Annotated in this window: 11 protein-coding genes; all 11 read left to right on the top strand. The window is 71.9% G+C overall.

What is annotated here, in order from left to right; genetic code table 11:
- Positions 1 to 140: 140 nt before the first annotated feature.
- The 11 genes from ACFVU2_RS17760 to ACFVU2_RS17710 all read left to right on the top strand — a co-directional run bounded on the left by ACFVU2_RS17760 (position 141) and on the right by ACFVU2_RS17710 (position 15,643).
- Entirely contained in the window at positions 141 to 4,661 is a 4,521-nt protein-coding gene (locus ACFVU2_RS17760) for a DUF4082 domain-containing protein (RefSeq protein WP_387877061.1), read from the top strand.
- A 67-nt stretch (positions 4,662 to 4,728) separates the two neighbouring features.
- A complete protein-coding gene (locus ACFVU2_RS17755) occupies positions 4,729 to 5,811 on the top strand; it encodes a Gfo/Idh/MocA family protein (RefSeq protein WP_387877059.1) in 1,083 nt (360 codons plus the stop codon).
- Positions 5,808 to 6,800, top strand: a complete 993-nt coding sequence (locus tag ACFVU2_RS17750) for an NAD-dependent epimerase/dehydratase family protein (protein ID WP_387877057.1) — start codon at positions 5,808 to 5,810, stop codon at positions 6,798 to 6,800. Before ACFVU2_RS17755 ends, ACFVU2_RS17750 begins: the two co-directional genes overlap by 4 nt.
- Complete coding sequence (locus tag ACFVU2_RS17745) at positions 6,800 to 7,936, top strand: DegT/DnrJ/EryC1/StrS family aminotransferase (RefSeq protein WP_387877054.1); 1,137 nt, start codon at positions 6,800 to 6,802, stop codon at positions 7,934 to 7,936. The genes ACFVU2_RS17750 and ACFVU2_RS17745 overlap by 1 nt, the downstream gene beginning before the upstream one ends.
- 154 nt (positions 7,937 to 8,090) lie before the next feature.
- Positions 8,091 to 8,747, top strand: a complete 657-nt coding sequence (locus tag ACFVU2_RS17740) for a NeuD/PglB/VioB family sugar acetyltransferase (protein WP_387877051.1) — start codon at positions 8,091 to 8,093, stop codon at positions 8,745 to 8,747.
- Complete coding sequence (locus ACFVU2_RS17735; RefSeq protein ID WP_387877048.1) at positions 8,744 to 9,781, top strand: glycosyltransferase family 2 protein; 1,038 nt, start codon at positions 8,744 to 8,746, stop codon at positions 9,779 to 9,781. The genes ACFVU2_RS17740 and ACFVU2_RS17735 overlap by 4 nt, the downstream gene beginning before the upstream one ends.
- Positions 9,778 to 11,277: a lipopolysaccharide biosynthesis protein gene (locus ACFVU2_RS17730; protein ID WP_387877045.1), complete on the top strand. Its 1,500-nt coding sequence runs from the start codon at positions 9,778 to 9,780 to the stop codon at positions 11,275 to 11,277. Before ACFVU2_RS17735 ends, ACFVU2_RS17730 begins: the two co-directional genes overlap by 4 nt.
- Before the next feature lie 172 nt (positions 11,278 to 11,449).
- Positions 11,450 to 12,556, top strand: a complete 1,107-nt coding sequence (locus tag ACFVU2_RS17725) for a DegT/DnrJ/EryC1/StrS family aminotransferase (RefSeq protein WP_387877043.1) — start codon at positions 11,450 to 11,452, stop codon at positions 12,554 to 12,556.
- The gene (locus ACFVU2_RS17720) at positions 12,553 to 13,647 is read left to right on the top strand and encodes a glycosyltransferase family 2 protein (protein WP_387877041.1); all 1,095 of its coding nucleotides are present in this window, start codon (positions 12,553 to 12,555) and stop codon (positions 13,645 to 13,647) included. Before ACFVU2_RS17725 ends, ACFVU2_RS17720 begins: the two co-directional genes overlap by 4 nt.
- A 2-nt stretch (positions 13,648 to 13,649) precedes the next feature.
- Entirely contained in the window at positions 13,650 to 14,894 is a 1,245-nt protein-coding gene (locus tag ACFVU2_RS17715) for a glycosyltransferase family 1 protein (RefSeq protein ID WP_387877038.1), read from the top strand.
- Entirely contained in the window at positions 14,891 to 15,643 is a 753-nt protein-coding gene (locus tag ACFVU2_RS17710; RefSeq protein ID WP_387877036.1) for a hypothetical protein, read from the top strand. Before ACFVU2_RS17715 ends, ACFVU2_RS17710 begins: the two co-directional genes overlap by 4 nt.
- The last annotated feature ends 9 nt before the right edge of the window (positions 15,644 to 15,652 follow it).

The following is a 15,652-nucleotide window of genomic DNA, read 5'->3' as shown; positions in this document are numbered from 1 at the left end:
ATGCTGCGATCGTACCGCGTCGGTGGATGGACGGTCGTCCCCCGTTGGGGGGTGCGCAGTCTTCCCGAAAATGTGACAATCTCTCAGATGTGAGTAAAGCTCAGTCTATGTGGTTGCGCGGGATGCGTCAGGGCCGGCGCGTGTCCCCACTCACCGCCGTCGCGGCGGCGATGGTCGTCGTGCTGGTCGCCTGGATCGCGATCGCCGCAGGACAGGCCGCCCGAGCGGCCAACGGCTGCGGCACCGCGGCCAACCCGATCGTCTGCGAGAACGCGCTCGCCGGGACCGACCCCTCCGTCTGGGACATCAGCGGAGCGGGCGACCCCAGCATCCAGGGGTTCTCCACCGACATCAGCGTCAACGTCGGCGGCACCATCGGCTTCAAGATCGACACGAACGCCCGCGCGTACAGCATCCAGATCTTCCGCACCGGCTACTACCAGGGACTCGGTGCCCGCAAGATCGCCGACGTGACGCCCTCCGCGACCCTGCCGCAGACCCAGCCGCAATGCGTCACCGACGCCACGACCGAGCTGTACGACTGCGGCAACTGGGCCCAGTCGGCCTCCTGGACCGTGCCGACCGACGTGGTCTCGGGCGTCTACATCGCTCTCCTGACCCGCACCGACACCGGCGGCAAGAGCCAGATCACCTTCATCGTGCGCAACGACTCCTCGACCGCGCCGGTGCTCTTCCAGACCTCCGACCCGACCTGGCAGGCCTACAACACCTACGGCGGGTCCGACTTCTACCAGGGCGCCGCCAACGGCCGCGCCTACAAGATCAGCTACAACCGCCCCGTGGTCACCCGTGGCGACAACAGCGGGCGCGACTTCTACTTCGCCAACGAGTACCCGGAGGTCCGGTTCCTCGAGAAGAACGGCTACAACGTCGCGTACATGGCCGGCGTCGACACCGACCGCTACGGGTCGCTCCTGAAGAACCACAAGGTCTTCCTCTCCGTCGGCCACGACGAGTACTGGTCGGCGAACCAGCGCGCCAACGTGCTCGCCGCGCGCGACGCCGGGGTCAACCTGCAGTTCCTCTCGGGCAACGAGATGTACTGGCACACGCGCTACGAGAACTCCGTCGCCGGCACCCCGACTGCGTACCGCACGCTCGTGTCGTACAAGGAGACCTGGGCCGACAAGAAGATCGACCCGACGGCCGAATGGACCGGCACCTGGCGGGATCCGAGATTCGCCTCCCAGGCCAACGGCGCCGGGATGCCCGAGAACGGCTTGACCGGCACGCAGTACATGTCGAACTTCAGTGACCTCGCGATCACCGTGACCGCAGCGCAGGGCAAGACGAGGCTCTGGCGCAACACCGGGCTCTCCGGCATGGCGGCCGGCGCGACGACCGCGCTCGCCCCGCACACCATCGGCTACGAGTCGGACGAAGACGTCGACAACGGGTTCCGGCCGTCGGGGCTCGTGCAGCTGTCCACCACCGTGGGGCCGGTGCCGCAGTACCTCACCGACTACGGCAACACGGTCGTGCCCGGCACCACCACCCACCACGTCACCCTGTACCGCGCCGCCAGCGGAGCCCTCGTGTTCTCGGCCGGGACCATCCAGTGGTCGTGGGGGCTCGACCAGGAGCACGACGGCGACGGCGCCCCCGCCGACGTGCGGATGCAGCAGGCGCAGGTCAACCTCCTCGCCGACATGAACGCACAACCCGGGACCCTGATGACCGGTCTCGTCGCCGCGACGAAGTCCACCGACACGACCCCGCCGACGGTCGCCATCTCCACCCCGGTGGCCGGAGCATCCATCGCCAACGGCGCGAGCGTCACCCTCACCGGGACCGCGAGCGACGTCGGCGGCGTCGTCGCAGGCGTCGAGGTCTCGACCGACGGCGGCACGAGCTACCACGCGGCGACCGGAACGACGAGCTGGACGTACACCTACACGCAGCAGGGCTCGGGATCGCAGACGATCAAGGTGCGGGCGATGGACGACAGCGGCAACTTCGCCGCGACGCCCGCCAGCCGCGCGTTCACCGTCACCGGGCCGTACACGGTCTTCGGGACGTCCGCCCCGGCCACGGCCGACGCGGGCGACCCGACACCGATCGAGGCCGGTCTGCAGTTCACGCCGAACCAGGACGGCTTCGTCTCAGGCGTGCGCTTCTACAAGGCCACCACCAACACCGGAACCCACACCGGCTCGCTGTGGACCGCCGCCGGCACCCGGCTCGCGACCGTGACCTTCCAGAACGAGACGGCGAGCGGCTGGCAGACCGCGAACTTCAGCCCTGCGGTCGCCGTCGCCTCCGGCACCACCTACGTGGTGTCGTACACCGCGCCGAGCGGCCACTATTCGGCCACGAACGAGTCCTTCTACTACCGCGGCATCACGGCGGGGCCACTGACCGTCGCGGGTGGATTCGGCGCCGCCGGCGCGGGTGTGTACTCGACGGCGCCCGGGCAGTTCCCGACGTCGAGCTACGACTCCGCCAACTACTGGGTGGATGCCGTCTTCACGACCACCGACAGCTCGCCGCTGACGGCGAGCGGGCAGTTCCCGCTCCCGGGCTCCTCGAGCGTGCCCACCTCGTCGACCATCGGAGCGGTGTTCTCGAAGCCGGTCACGGCCTCCACCATCGCGTTCACCGTGAAGGACCAGCTCGGCAACCCGGTCGCCGGCACGGTCTCGTACGCCTCGGCCACCCGCACCGCGACCTTCACCCCCTCCGCCGCACTGAACGGCTTCGTGCAGTACTCGGTCGCGGTGACCGCCAAGGACACCGGCGGGCTGGCGCTCTCGAGCGGGGGCACCTGGAGCTTCACCACGGTGAAACCGGACCCGGCGCCCGGCACCTGCCCGTGCGGCCTGTTCACCGACTCGACCACCCCGAGCATCCTGCAGGTGACGGACAGCCCCGTCACCCTGGGCGTGAAGTTCCAGAGCTCGGTCGCCGGCACCGTCTCGGGCGTCAAGTTCTACAAGAGCGCAGGCAACACCGGCACGCACACCGGCTACCTCTACACGGCGGCCGGCGGGCTCCTGGCGAGCGCGACCTTCAGCGGCGAGTCGACCTCCGGCTGGCAGACGGTGACGTTCTCGACCCCGGTGACCATCGCGGCCGGCACGACCTACGTCGCCGCCTACAACTCGCCGACCGGCACCTACTCGGTGACGCCGGGCGACTTCAGCGGCGCCGGGATCTCGCGCAGCCCCCTCACCGCCGGGACGAACGCGGGCGCCTACACCTACCCGACCGGCTTCCCGGCCAGCAGCTCCACCGCGAACTACCTGGTCGACGTCGTCTTCACCAAGCAGGCCCCCTCCATCGCCGTGAGCTCGCAGTCGCCGGCGAACGGCGCGACCGGGATCCCGACCAGCAGCCCGATCGCGATCACGCTCTCGGCGGCCATCAACCCGGGGGCGACCGTGACGGTGACGAACGGCTCGACCGCGATCGCCGGCACCACAGTGCTCTCGGCCGACGCCAAGACCCTGACCTTCACGCCGAGCGCAGCACTGCCCGCCGGCGCGACGATCTCGGTGAGCGTCTCCGGCGTCACCTCGACGGACGGCGCCGCGCTGCCGACCCAGACCTGGTCGTTCACGACGGCCTCGGCCGCGCAGCCGACGACGTACTCGTTCTTCGGCAGCAGCACGCCCGCCACCCTGGCCGCGACCGACGACTCCTCCGCCGTCGAGCTCGGGATGTCGTTCTCCAGCTCGCAGGCCGGGACCGTGACCGCCATCCGCTTCTACAAGGGGGCGACGAACACCGGCACGCACACCGGGTCGATCTGGGATGCCAACGGCAACCGGCTCGCCACCGTCACGTTCGCGAACGAGACGGCGAGCGGCTGGCAGACCGCCCAGCTGAGCACGCCGCTGACCCTCACGGCCGGGACCACCTATGTGGTGTCGTACCTCGCGCCGAAGGGCAACTACTCGTACACGACCAACGACTTCGCCACCGCGAAGACGGCCGGCCCGCTCACCGCGGGGACCACCGGCAACGGCCGCTACTTCTACGGGACGGCCGGCGGGTTCCCGACCTACACGTACAACGCGACGAACTACTTCGTCGACGTGGTGTTCGCCCCGGCGTCGAGCGGCTCGGGAGGCGGTTCGACCGACACGAGCGGCGGCACGACCGGCGGCGGCTCGACGGGCGGCGGTTCCACGGGCTCCGGCGGCAGCACCGGCGGCGGCACCACCACGCCGGCCTCGACCACCCTCTTCGCCGACGCCTCGGTGCCGGCCTCCACCACCTGGCCGGACGGGAGCCCCGTCCAGCTCGGCGTGCGCTTCAGCTCGTCGAAGGCCGGGACGATCTCCGGCATCCGCTTCTACAAGGGTGCAGGCGACTCCGGAACGCACACGGCCACGCTGTGGAGCGCGACGGGTCAGGTGCTCGCGACGGCCAACTACACGGCCGAGACCGCGAGCGGCTGGCAGGAGGTGACGTTCGCGACCCCGGTGGCCATCCAATCCGGTGTCGAGTACCGCGCCTCGTACCACACCACAGCGTCCACGTACGCCGTGACCGTCGGCGGGCTCGCGTCGCCGGTCACGAGCGGGGCGCTGACGATCCCGGCGAACGGCGGCGCGTACTCGTACTCGACCGGCTTCCCGGATCAGGTGGTCGCCCACAACTACTGGGTCGACATCCGCTTCACCCCGTCGTCCTGACGACGGGTCCCGCATCCGGCCGTACCCGAAGCGGCCGGAGCAGACAGAAAGGTGCTGGGGGCACGACATGACAACACGACTGCGCATCGCCGTCATCGGCGCCGGGTACTGGGGACCGAACCTCGCCCGGAACTTCCGTGGGAGCCCCGACTGGGAGCTCGTCACGATCTGCGACCTGGACGCCTCCCGCGCCCGTCGCGTCGCCGACCAGGTCGGCCTCGACCGGATCGACACCGACCTCGCGGTCGTGCTGGCCGACCCGGGCATCGACGCCGTCGCCATCGCGACCCCGGCCCGCACCCACCACGACATCGCCCGCGCCGCCCTCGAGGCCGGCAAGCACGTGATGGTGGAGAAGCCGCTCGCCGACACCGGCGAACGCGGCCGGGCCATGGTCTCGGCGGCCCGGGAGCGCGGCCTCGTGCTCATGGCCGACCACACCTACTGCTACACCCCGGCGGTGCTGAAGATGCGCGAGCTGATCGAGGAGGGCACGCTCGGCGAGATCCTCTACGTCGACTCGACGCGCATCAACCTCGGCATCGTGCAGCCCGACGTCGACGTCTTCTGGGACCTCGCGCCGCACGATCTGTCGATCATCGACTTCATCCTCCCGGGCGGACTGCGGCCGACCACGGTCTCCGCACACGGCGCCGACCCGCTCGGCGCCGGCAAGTCCTGCGTCGGCTACCTGATGATGCCGCTCACCGGAGGGGCGATCGCCCACGTGCACGTCAACTGGCTGAGCCCGACCAAGATCCGCCAGATGATCGTCGGCGGCACCAAGCGCACGCTGGTCTGGGACGACTTGAACCCGCAGCAGCGGCTCAGCGTCTACGACCGCGGCGTCGACCTCGGCCTGCAGGCCGTCGACGGTGCGGAGCGACGCGACGCGACGGTCTCGTACCGGCTGGGCGACACCTGGTCACCCGCCCTGCCCGAGCGCGAGGCGCTGGGAGCGATGGCGCAGGAGTTCGCGGACAGCATCCGCGAGACGCGTGCACCGCGCACGGACGGCCGCGCCGGCCTCCGGGTGCTGTCGGTGCTGGAGGCCGCGACGCGGAGCCTTGCCGGCGGCGGAGCCGTCACGCACGTCGACGACCCGATCGACCTGGCGAGCGAGCTCGAGCTGGCGGGGGGCGCACGATGACCGCGCTGCAGGGCGCCGACGTCCTGGTGACCGGCGGAGCCGGCACGATCGGCTCGACCATCGTCGACCAGCTGCTCGACGCCGGGGTCGCGCACATCGACATCCTGGACAACCTGGTCCGCGGTCGCGTCGCCAACCTGGAGGGCGCCCTGGCCTCGGGCCGCGTCACTCTGGTCGAGGGCGATCTGCGCGACCGCGACCTGGTGCGGGACGTCACGCGCGGCAAGGACATCGTGTTCCACGAGGCCGCCATCCGCATCACCCAGTGCGCGGAGGAGCCGCGCCTGGCACTGGAGGTGCTCGTCGACGGGTCGTTCAACGTCTACGAGGCCGCCGTCGCGGAGGGCGTCGACAAGCTGATCACCGCCTCCAGCGCCTCGGTGTACGGGCTGGCGGAGGAGTTCCCGACCGGGGAGCGCCACCACCACCACAACAACGACACCTTCTACGGCGCAGCGAAGTCGTTCAACGAGGGGATGCTCCGCAGCTTCCGCGCGATGAACGGCCTCGACTACGTCGCCCTGCGCTACTTCAACGTGTACGGGCCGCGCATGGACGTGCACGGCCTCTACACCGAGGTGCTCGTCCGGTGGATGGAGCGCATCGCCGACGGCAAGCCGCCGCTGATCTTCGGCGACGGACTCCAGACGATGGACTTCGTGGTCGCCTCGGACGTGGCGCGCGCGAACCTCCTCGCCGCCGCGAGCGACATCCACGAGGGCGTCTACAACGTCGCGAGCGGAGTCGAGACCAGCCTGCTCGGGCTGGCGGAGGCACTGCTCGCCGCGATGGACTCCGACCTGCCCGTCGAGCACGGCCCCGAGCGGGCCGTCAATGGCGTGACGCGGCGTCTCGCCGACACGTCCGCGGCCTCGCGGCACCTCGGCTTCACCGCCGAGGTGCCGCTCGAGCAGGGGCTGCGCGACCTGGTCGACTGGTGGCGTCCGCTCCGCGACGAGATCGCGGCCGGCCGGGAGCTGGTGGCGTGATGGAGCGCATCAACGTCATGAAGCCCTGGCTCGGCGCGGAGGAGATCGCCGCGGTGACCGAGGTCATCGAGTCGGGCTGGGTCGCCCAGGGTCCGCGCGTCGCACGGTTCGAGCAGGAGTTCGCGGCCGCCATGCAGGCCCCCCACGCCGTCGCGGCCTCCAGCTGCACCACCGCCCTGCACCTCGCGTTGGTCGTGGCGGGGGTGGGGCCGGGCGACGACGTGGTCGTCCCGTCCTTCTCGTTCATCGCCACGGCCAACGCGGTGGTCTACGTCGGGGCGCGGCCGGTCTTCGCCGACGTGGACGAGCGCACCGGCAACGTGACGGCCGACACGATCGCCGCGGCGCTCACCGACCGCACGCGCGCCGTCATCGTCGTCGATCAGGGCGGGGTCCCGGCGGACCTCGCGCCCATCCGCGCGCTGTGCGAGCCGCGGGGCATCGTGCTCGTCGAGGACGCCGCGTGCGGCGCCGGCTCGACGTACCGCGGCCGTCCCGTCGGAGCCACGGCGGATGTCGCTGCGTGGTCGTTCCATCCGCGCAAGCTGTTGACGACCGGCGAGGGCGGGATGCTGACCACCGGGAACGCCGAGTGGGCCGATCGTGCCCGTCATCTGCGCGAGCACGCGATGAGCATCTCCGCCGCCGACCGGCAGGCCAGCCTGCTCGCACCCGCCGAGCAGTACACCGAGGTCGGCTTCAACTTCCGCATGACCGACCTGCAGGCGGCGATCGGCATCGTCCAGCTGGGCAAGCTCCCGGCCATCGTCGCGCGCCGCCGCGAGCTGGCGGCGAGGTACGCGGAGAGCTTCGACGGGCTTCCCGGCGTGCGCCCGGTGACCGACCCCGAGTACGGCACCGGCAACTTCCAGTCCTACTGGGTGGAGGTCGCCGACCGGGAGGGCGTGCTCGCCGCGCTCGCCGAAGCGGGCGTCTCGGCCCGGCGCGGGATCATGGCGTCGCACCGGCAGCCCGCCTACCGCGACCGCGACACCGGGAGCGCGTCGCTCGCGGTCACGGAGCGCCTGACGGACGGCACGCTCATCCTGCCGCTGTACCACCAGATGACCGAGGGTGAGCAGGAACGCGTGGTCGACGCGCTCCGCGCCGCCCTCCCCGTCGCCGCCCTCGCCTGACCCCGGCGCCTCTCTTCGGGGTCGGCCCCCGGAGAGGGGGAGACGCCGGGCGCATGAGTGAGTTATTCTCAATTATGCGTAGATGAGGATGAATCAGTTACGCGTCCGCGGGGTCTCGCCCGCGGATGATACGGACTTCGAACGGGGGAGCACCGTGAGAGACCTGCTGTTGCTCGGCGCGAGCGGACTGGCGCGGGAGGCCGCCTCGGCCGCCCAGACCGGCCACCGCATCATCGGCGTGCTGGACGACGACCCCGGGCTGCGCGGCACCCGCGTCGCGGGCGCCGAAGTGCTCGGCGGGATGGCGCACGCAGCCGAATACGACGCCGACCTGCTGGTCTGCGTCGGCTCCGGCGCCGGTCGCCGGTCAGTCGTCGCCCGACTGGCGGAGCTCGGCGTCGACGACGACCGCTACGCGACCCTCGTCGACGCGTCGGTGCGCCTCCCCCCGGGGTGCAGCGTCGGCGCCGGGAGCGTCCTCCTCGCCGGCGTCGTGCTCACCGCCGACGTCACCGTCGGCCGTCACGTCGTCGCGATGCCGAACGTCACGCTCACCCACGACGTGCGCCTCCACGACTTCGCCACCCTGACAGCGGGCGTCTCGCTCGCGGGCTCCGTGACCGTCGGTGAGGCCGCCTACATCGGCATGAACGCCGGTGTGCGCCAGGGCCTCACCATCGGAGCCGGCGCCGTGATCGGCATGGGGGCGGCGGTGCTGACCGACGTACCCGACGGCGAGACCTGGGCCGGGGTGCCGGCGCGGCCACTGCCCGTGCATCCCGGATCGTCGCGACGGGAGGGGCGCGCATGAACGCCACGCTGCCCCGGGTGACCGTCGTGGTCCCGTGCTACAACTACGGCCACTACCTGCCCGCCGCCGTGCGCAGTGCCCTCGAGCAGCCCGGCGTCGAGGTCGACGTGATCATCGTGGACGACGCCTCGCCCGACGGCAGCGTCGCCGTCGCGCGGGCGCTGGCCTCCCGCGACCCGCGGGTGCGCGTGATCGAGCACGAGCAGAACCGCGGTCACATCCGCACCTACAACGACGGACTCGCCGAGGCGACCGGGGAGTACGTCGTGCTGCTCAGCGCCGACGACCTCCTCGCCCCCGGCTCGCTCGGCCGCTCCACGGCGCTCATGCGCCGACACCCGAGCGTCGGTCTCGTCTACGGCTACGCCCCCGAGTTCAGCGACGCGCCGCCTCCGCCGAGCCGCTCCCGCGCGCGCGAGCAGGTGTGGAAGGGCGACCGCTGGCTGCAGCGCATCTGCGACCGCGGCACCAATCTCATCGTCAACCCGGAGGCCATCCTGAGACGGGACGTCATGGACCGCCTCGTCGGCTACGCGCCCGACCTGCCGCAGACCGCCGACATGGAGCTGTGGATGCGCGCCGCCGCGATCTCCGACGTCGGCCGGGTGGCCGGTCCGTACCAGGGCTTCTACCGGGTGCACGACGCGAACATGCACCTCACCGACTACCGCGGCCTCCTCACCGAGATCCGTGCGCGCCGGGACACGTTCACCGCGTTCTTCGCCGGGCCGGGCTCCGGGCTCCCGCGAGCAGTGGAGCGGCGCGACGCCGCCCACCGCACGCTCGCCCGGGAGGCCGTGCGGCTCGAACGGGTCGCGCGCAACGGCGACGGCGGGCTCGCCCCCGAACTGGCCGACGAGTTCTCGGCCTTCGCGGTCGAGACCTGGCCGGGCATCACCGGGACGCGCCTCTGGCGGCAGACCGCGACCCGGCGCCATCGCCCGGCCGGCGCCCTCCGCCGCACGGTGGAGTCGCGCGTGACCGAGGTGACCGGCGCGCTGCGCTGGCGGCGGTGGCGGAGGTACGGCGTATGACCGCGCCGGCATCCACCCCGTCTTCCGGCCCGGCACCGGCCTCCGGCCCGGCGCCTGCCCCGATCCCTCCCGATCCGCCCAAGCGCTCGCTCGGGCGCGCGGTCGGCGGCGGCCTCGCCTGGAGCACGGTCAACAACCTCGTCCTCCGCATCGGGAGCCTCGCGACGGGCATCGTGCTCGCCCGCATCCTGGCACCGGAGCAGTTCGGCGTCTACGCGGTCGCGCTCACGGTGCAGTCGGTGCTGATGACGCTCGCCGACCTGGGGCTCAGCGCCGACCTCATCCGCTCGCCCGACCACCGCCGCCTCGCGCCGACCGTCGCCTCCCTCGGCCTGACCGTCGGCGGCGCGCTCACCATCGTGATGATCGCCACCGCCCAGCCCGTCGCGAACCTGATGGGCAGCCCGGCCGCGTCGGGCGCCATCGCCGTGCTCGCGATCACCCTCGTGCTCGGCAGTGCCGGTGTCGTGCCGTACGCCGCGCTGCAGCGGCGGTTCGCCCAGCGCCAGCTCTTCATCATCGCGCTCATCGACTTCGCCGTCGGCACCGGGGTCACCCTCGGCCTGCTCGCCGCCGGATGGGGGGTGATGGCGCTCGCTGTGGGCCGCGTCGTCGCGCAGAGCATCACGCTGGTGCTCCAGTTCGTCTTCGCGCGCGAGAAGCCCCGCTACGGATTCGACCGCTCGGTCGCGCGCGCCGTGCTGGCCTTCGGCATCCCCGTCGCGGGCGCCAACGTGCTGTCGTGGTCGCTCCTCAACATCGACAACGTGGTCATCGCGCATGTCGTCGGAGCGACCGCGCTCGGCTTCTACGTGCTCGCGTTCAACATCTCCAACTGGCCGATGAGCGCGATCGGCCAGATCGTGCGCTCGATCGCCCTCCCGCTGTTCTCCCGGACGGAGGGCGGGGGAATCCTCCCCGCGACGGCGGCCCTGACCTGGGCGATCGCCCTGCCTGCCGGCGGGTTCCTCGCCGTCCTCGCCGCTCCGCTCATCGTGATCGTCTACGGGGAGAAATGGCTTCCGTCGGCGAGCGTGCTGGCGGCGCTCGGCCTGTTCGGCGCGCTGCGCGCCCTCTTCGACCTGTTCGCGTCGTTCCTGCTCGCCCGGGGCGCCTCACGCGCGGTGCTGTGGACGCAGCTCGTCTGGTTCGTCGCCCTCATCCCGGCGCTGATCGTGGCGACCACCTCGTGGGGGATCGTCGGTGCGGGATGGGTGCACCTCGCCGTCTCGCTCGTCTTCGTCCTCCCCGCCTACTTCATCGCGCTGCATCGGTCGGGGGTCGCCCTCGGCGCGCTGCTGCGGGCCTGCCTCGTGCCGACCGTGGCCATGATCCCGGCGGCCGGGGCCGGGCTGCTCGTGGCCTCCGTGCTCCCGGGTGCCCTGCTCGCGCTCCTCGGCGGCGCCGCGGCCGGCGGCATCGTCTACGCGGCGTGCGTGCTGCGCTGGTTCCTGCGCCGCGCGCGGGCGGCGATGGCCGCCGGCCGCGACCGCTGAGGGCTGCGCTCTCGTCCTGCTCACGTGCACCCCGTTGGGGGGCATGACCAGCACAAAAAAGCGAGGTATTCTCATTCCATAAGAGGTGAGAAAGAGTCATTTAACCCGACCGACCTCCCCGCCTCTTCTGGGGATGCTCGCGTGCCCGACGCGAGGAAGGATCTTTGGTCTCATGATCGTCAGTCAGAAGGTTCCCGCGGTCGACCTCGCGTGGCAGCACGCGCAGATCGCCGACGAGGTCCGAGCCGGCTTCGACCGCGTGCTCGAGACGACGGGGTTCATCCTCGGCGCCGAAGCGGATGCGTTCGAGACCGCCTACTCCGCCTACTGCGGGGTCGACCACACGGTCGGCGTCGGGAGCGGGACGGACGCCGTCGAGCTCGCCCTGCGCGGTGCCGGGGTCACGGCCGGGGACGAAGTCGTCATCCCGGCCAACACCTTCGTCGCGACCGCCGAGGGGGTCGCCCGTGCGGGCGGCATCCCGGTGCTGGTCGACTGCGACGAGGACTACCTCATCGACGTGGACCAGGCGGCCGCCGCCGTCACACCGCGCACGCGCGCCGTCGTCGGAGTGCACCTCTACGGCCGGCTCGCCCCGATCGAGCGGCTCCGCGACGCGGTCGGCCCCGGCATCGCGATCGTCGAGGACGCCGCGCAGTCGCAGGGTGCGCGCAGCAGCGTCAGCGGACGGCGCTCCGGCGCCCTCGGCGACGTCGCGGCGACGAGCTTCTACCCCGGCAAGAACCTCGGCGCCTACGGCGACGCGGGCGCCGTCACGACCTCCGACCCCGAGATCGCCGAACGCGTGCGCCGGCTGCGGAACCACGGCGGCACCGCCAAGTACGAGCACCTCGAGATCGGCACCACCTCGCGCCTCGACGGCCTGCAGGCCGTCGTGCTCTCGGCCAAGCTCGACCGCCTCGACGACTGGAACGCCCGGCGCCGCGCGGTGGCGGAACGCTACGACGCCGCCCTCGCCGATCTCCCGGGCGTCACGCTCCCGCGCCGCGGCCACCCCGACGAGCACGTCCACCACCTCTACGTCATCCGCGTCTCCGACCGCGACCGCGTCGTCGCCGAGCTCAACGAGCAGGGGATCGGCGCCGCCGTCCACTACCCGGCCCCCGTGCACCGCACCCCGGCCTTCGCCCACCTCGGCGGCAGCCACCCGCGCTCCGAGGCCTACGCGGGCGAGATCCTGTCCCTCCCGATCCACCCCGGGCTGGACGCGGACCAGCAGGAGCACGTCATCGACGCCGTCACCCGGAGCCTGCGATGAGCGCACCGACCGCTCCGGACCGCGTCGCCCCCGCCCGGCACACGCCCGTCCCGGCCTCCTCGGCGCCGACCGTGACCGTGGTGATCCCGTGCTACAACTACGCGATCTACCTGCCGGAGGCCGTCGCGAGCGCACTGTCGCAGGAGGGCGTCCGGGTCGACGTCGTCATCGTCGACGACGCCTCCACCGACGAGTCCCACGCCGTCGCCCGCGGCCTCGCCCGCTTCGACCCACGCGTGCGGGTGTTCGCCCACACCGAGAACCAGGGCGCGGTCGCGACCTTCAACGACGGCCTGGCCCAGGCGCAGGGCGACTACGTCGTGCGCCTGGACGCCGACGACCTGCTCACCCCCGGATCCCTCGCGCGCTCGGTCGCCCTCGGCGAGGCGTTCCCGTCGGTCGGCCTCATCTACGGCCACCCCGTGCACTTCAGCGGCGTCGTCCCCACCGGCCACCGCGACCGCGTGAAGGCCTGGGACGTGTGGCGCGGCGGCGACTGGCTCGCCGACCGGTGCCGTCGCGGCGTCAACTGCATCACCTCCCCGGAGGTCGTCCTGCGGCGCAGCGTCGTCGACGAGGTCGGCGGCCAGCGCCCGCTCGCCCACACGCACGACATGGAGATGTGGTTCCGCGTCGCCCGCGCCTCCGACGTCGGCTGGGTGGCCGGCGTCGACCAGGCCTGGCACCGCGAGCACGACGGCAGCCTCTCGCAGTCCAACGACGTGCTCTCCGACCTGCACGAGCGGGCGCTCGCGTTCGAGGTGCTCTTCAGCGACGGGATGGGCGACGAGGCCGAGAACCAGCGCCTCCTGACCATCGCCGAGCGCGCCCTCGCCGACGAGGCCCTCGCCCGTGCGGCCTCGGCCTACGCGAAGGGCCGCGGGGGCACCGCCGAGACGGAGGCGTACCTCGAGTTCGCCGCCGCGCGCGGGGTCGACGTCGACCGCCTGCCGCACGCCCGCACCGTCGCCCACGCCGAACGCGTCGGGCCTGCGCGAGCCCGCTTCTCCCCGACCGTCGTCGCCCGGGCCGGGCTCTTCCGGGCCTCCCGCGAATTCGGCCGGTTCGCCTGGCGCGCGAGGGGGGTCTGAGCATGAGCGTCTCCTCGAAGATCGGCCGGGCCAGGAGCATCCTCCGCGACGAGGGCTTCGGCGGACTGACCGCACGCGCCGTGCGCACGGCGAACCGCACCTGGGGCGACAAGGCGGAGGAGCTCAACCTGCTCCCGGCCGACGTCGCCGACTCCGCCGCCCTCGCGCCCGTGCCCGCGGGCCGGGTCGTCCCCGAGGGCGAGCCGCTGACGATCGGCTGGATCGTCAGCGCGCCCGGCCCCGCGTCCGGCGGCCACACCACGATGTTCCGCTTCGTCGAGGCGCTGGAGCAGGCCGGCCACACCTGCGTGCTGTACGTGTACGACGGCCACGGCGGCCCCGCCTCCGCCTCCGAGCAGCTGATCCGCACCTGGTGGCCGCGCGTGCGCGCCGAGATCCGGGATCTGGCGGACGGCATGGGCGGGATGGACGCGTACGTCGCCACCGCGTGGAACACCGCGCACGTGCTCGCGACCCGCGGCGACGTCCCCGGGCGCCGCTTCTACCTGGCCCAGGACTTCGAGCCCTACTTCTACCCGCGTGGCAGCGCGTACGAGCTCGCCGAGGACACGTACCGGTTCGGTTTCGAGTCGATCACCGTCGGCCACATGGTCGCCGACGAGCTGCGGCACCGGTTCGGCGTCGAGTCGACGGTGGCGGAGTTCGGCTGCGACACCTCCCGTTACGGCGTCACCGCAGACACCGGCCGTGACGATGTCGTCTTCTACGCCAAGCCGGGCATCGCCCGCCGCGGTTACGAGCTGGGGGTGCTCGCCCTCGAGCGGTTCCACCGCGACCACCCCGACGTGACGATCCACACCTTCGGCATCCCCGCCAAGCGTCTGCCGTTCCCCGCCGAGGTGCACGCGCACCTGACGCCGGACGACCTCAACACGCTCTACAACCGCTGCGGCGCGGGGCTGGCCCTCTCGTTCACGAACGTCTCCCTGATCGCCAGCGAACTGCTCGCCGCGGGGGTCGTGCCGGTCGTCAACGACTGGCCCGGCACGCGCGCAGACCTGGGCAACCCGCACGTGGCGTGGGCGCGGCCCACTCCGCAGGGCGTCGCCGACGCCCTCGCCGACGCGTTGCGCATCCAGCGCTCCGCCGGCCCGCGCGCCCTGCGCGCCTCGGTCGAGACGATGAGCTGGGAGCCGGCCAAAGCGGCCGTCGTCCGGGCTGTCGAACGGGCGTGCGCCCGCCCGGCCGAGAGAGAGATCGAAACAGTGAGGATGGAGCGATCATGACGTTGCGCAGCATCTGGGCCGTCGTGGTCCGCTGGAAGTGGGTCCTCCTCCCCGGGCTGATCGTCGCCCTCGGCGCCGGCGGGTTCCTGTTCATGAAGACTCCGCGCACCTACACGGTGGAGTCGAGCTACCTCTTCCTCTCGCCCGTCAAGGACGTGAAGGGAGTGCCGGGCAACCCGCTGCTGAACCTCGGCAACGGGGTCCCGCTCTCGGTGGACGTCGTCGCGGTCTCGCTCATGGACGGCGACACCGTGCGGTCCTTCTCCGAGCACCACCCCGACCTGAAGTACACGGTCACGCGCGACACGTCGCTGGCCGCGCCGCTCATGACGATCTCGGTGGAGGACAGCAACCTCGCGTACGCCCGCTCGACGCTCGCCGCCCTCGGCAAGCTGGTGCCCTCGCGGCTCGACTCGCTGCAGCAGAAGGCCGGGGCGCCGCAGGAGCAGTGGGTCACCACCACCAACCTCACCACCGACATCAAGCCGACGGTCTCGTACAGCACCCCCATCCGCAACGGCCTGATCGGTTTCGTCGGCGTGATGCTCGTCGTCGGCATCGCGGTCGCCATCGCGGAGCGCATCCGTGCGGGCCACGCCCAGAAGTCGGCCAGCCCGGTGCGCAAGCGCAACGACAAGATCAAGGCCCTGCCGGTGCAGGAGGAGCTGCTCTCGACGGCGAAACGCGCCCCGGTCGGCAAACCGGCGCGCCCGGCGCTGCCATCGCACAACACCGGCCTCGGCGGCTGACGGATCCAT

It is taken from the genome of Leifsonia sp. NPDC058194 (assembly GCF_042883605.1).
Lineage (GTDB): Bacteria > Actinomycetota > Actinomycetes > Actinomycetales > Microbacteriaceae > Leifsonia.
This window is presented reverse-complemented; position numbering and strand designations above follow the sequence as displayed.

Bases quoted from the DNA above. Each gene is read 5' to 3' on its own strand.
- ACFVU2_RS17750 (WP_387877057.1), top strand. From the start codon at position 5,808: ATGACCGCGCTGCAGGGCGCCGACGTCCTGGTGACCGGCGGAGCCGGC.
- ACFVU2_RS17755 (WP_387877059.1), top strand. From the start codon at position 4,729: ATGACAACACGACTGCGCATCGCCGTCATCGGCGCCGGGTACTGGGGA.
- ACFVU2_RS17730 (WP_387877045.1), top strand. From the start codon at position 9,778: ATGACCGCGCCGGCATCCACCCCGTCTTCCGGCCCGGCACCGGCCTCC.
- ACFVU2_RS17735 (WP_387877048.1), top strand. From the start codon at position 8,744: ATGAACGCCACGCTGCCCCGGGTGACCGTCGTGGTCCCGTGCTACAAC.
- ACFVU2_RS17715 (WP_387877038.1), top strand. From the start codon at position 13,650: ATGAGCGTCTCCTCGAAGATCGGCCGGGCCAGGAGCATCCTCCGCGAC.
- ACFVU2_RS17710 (WP_387877036.1), top strand. From the start codon at position 14,891: ATGACGTTGCGCAGCATCTGGGCCGTCGTGGTCCGCTGGAAGTGGGTC.
- ACFVU2_RS17720 (WP_387877041.1), top strand. From the start codon at position 12,553: ATGAGCGCACCGACCGCTCCGGACCGCGTCGCCCCCGCCCGGCACACG.
- ACFVU2_RS17725 (WP_387877043.1), top strand. From the start codon at position 11,450: ATGATCGTCAGTCAGAAGGTTCCCGCGGTCGACCTCGCGTGGCAGCAC.
- ACFVU2_RS17745 (WP_387877054.1), top strand. From the start codon at position 6,800: ATGGAGCGCATCAACGTCATGAAGCCCTGGCTCGGCGCGGAGGAGATC.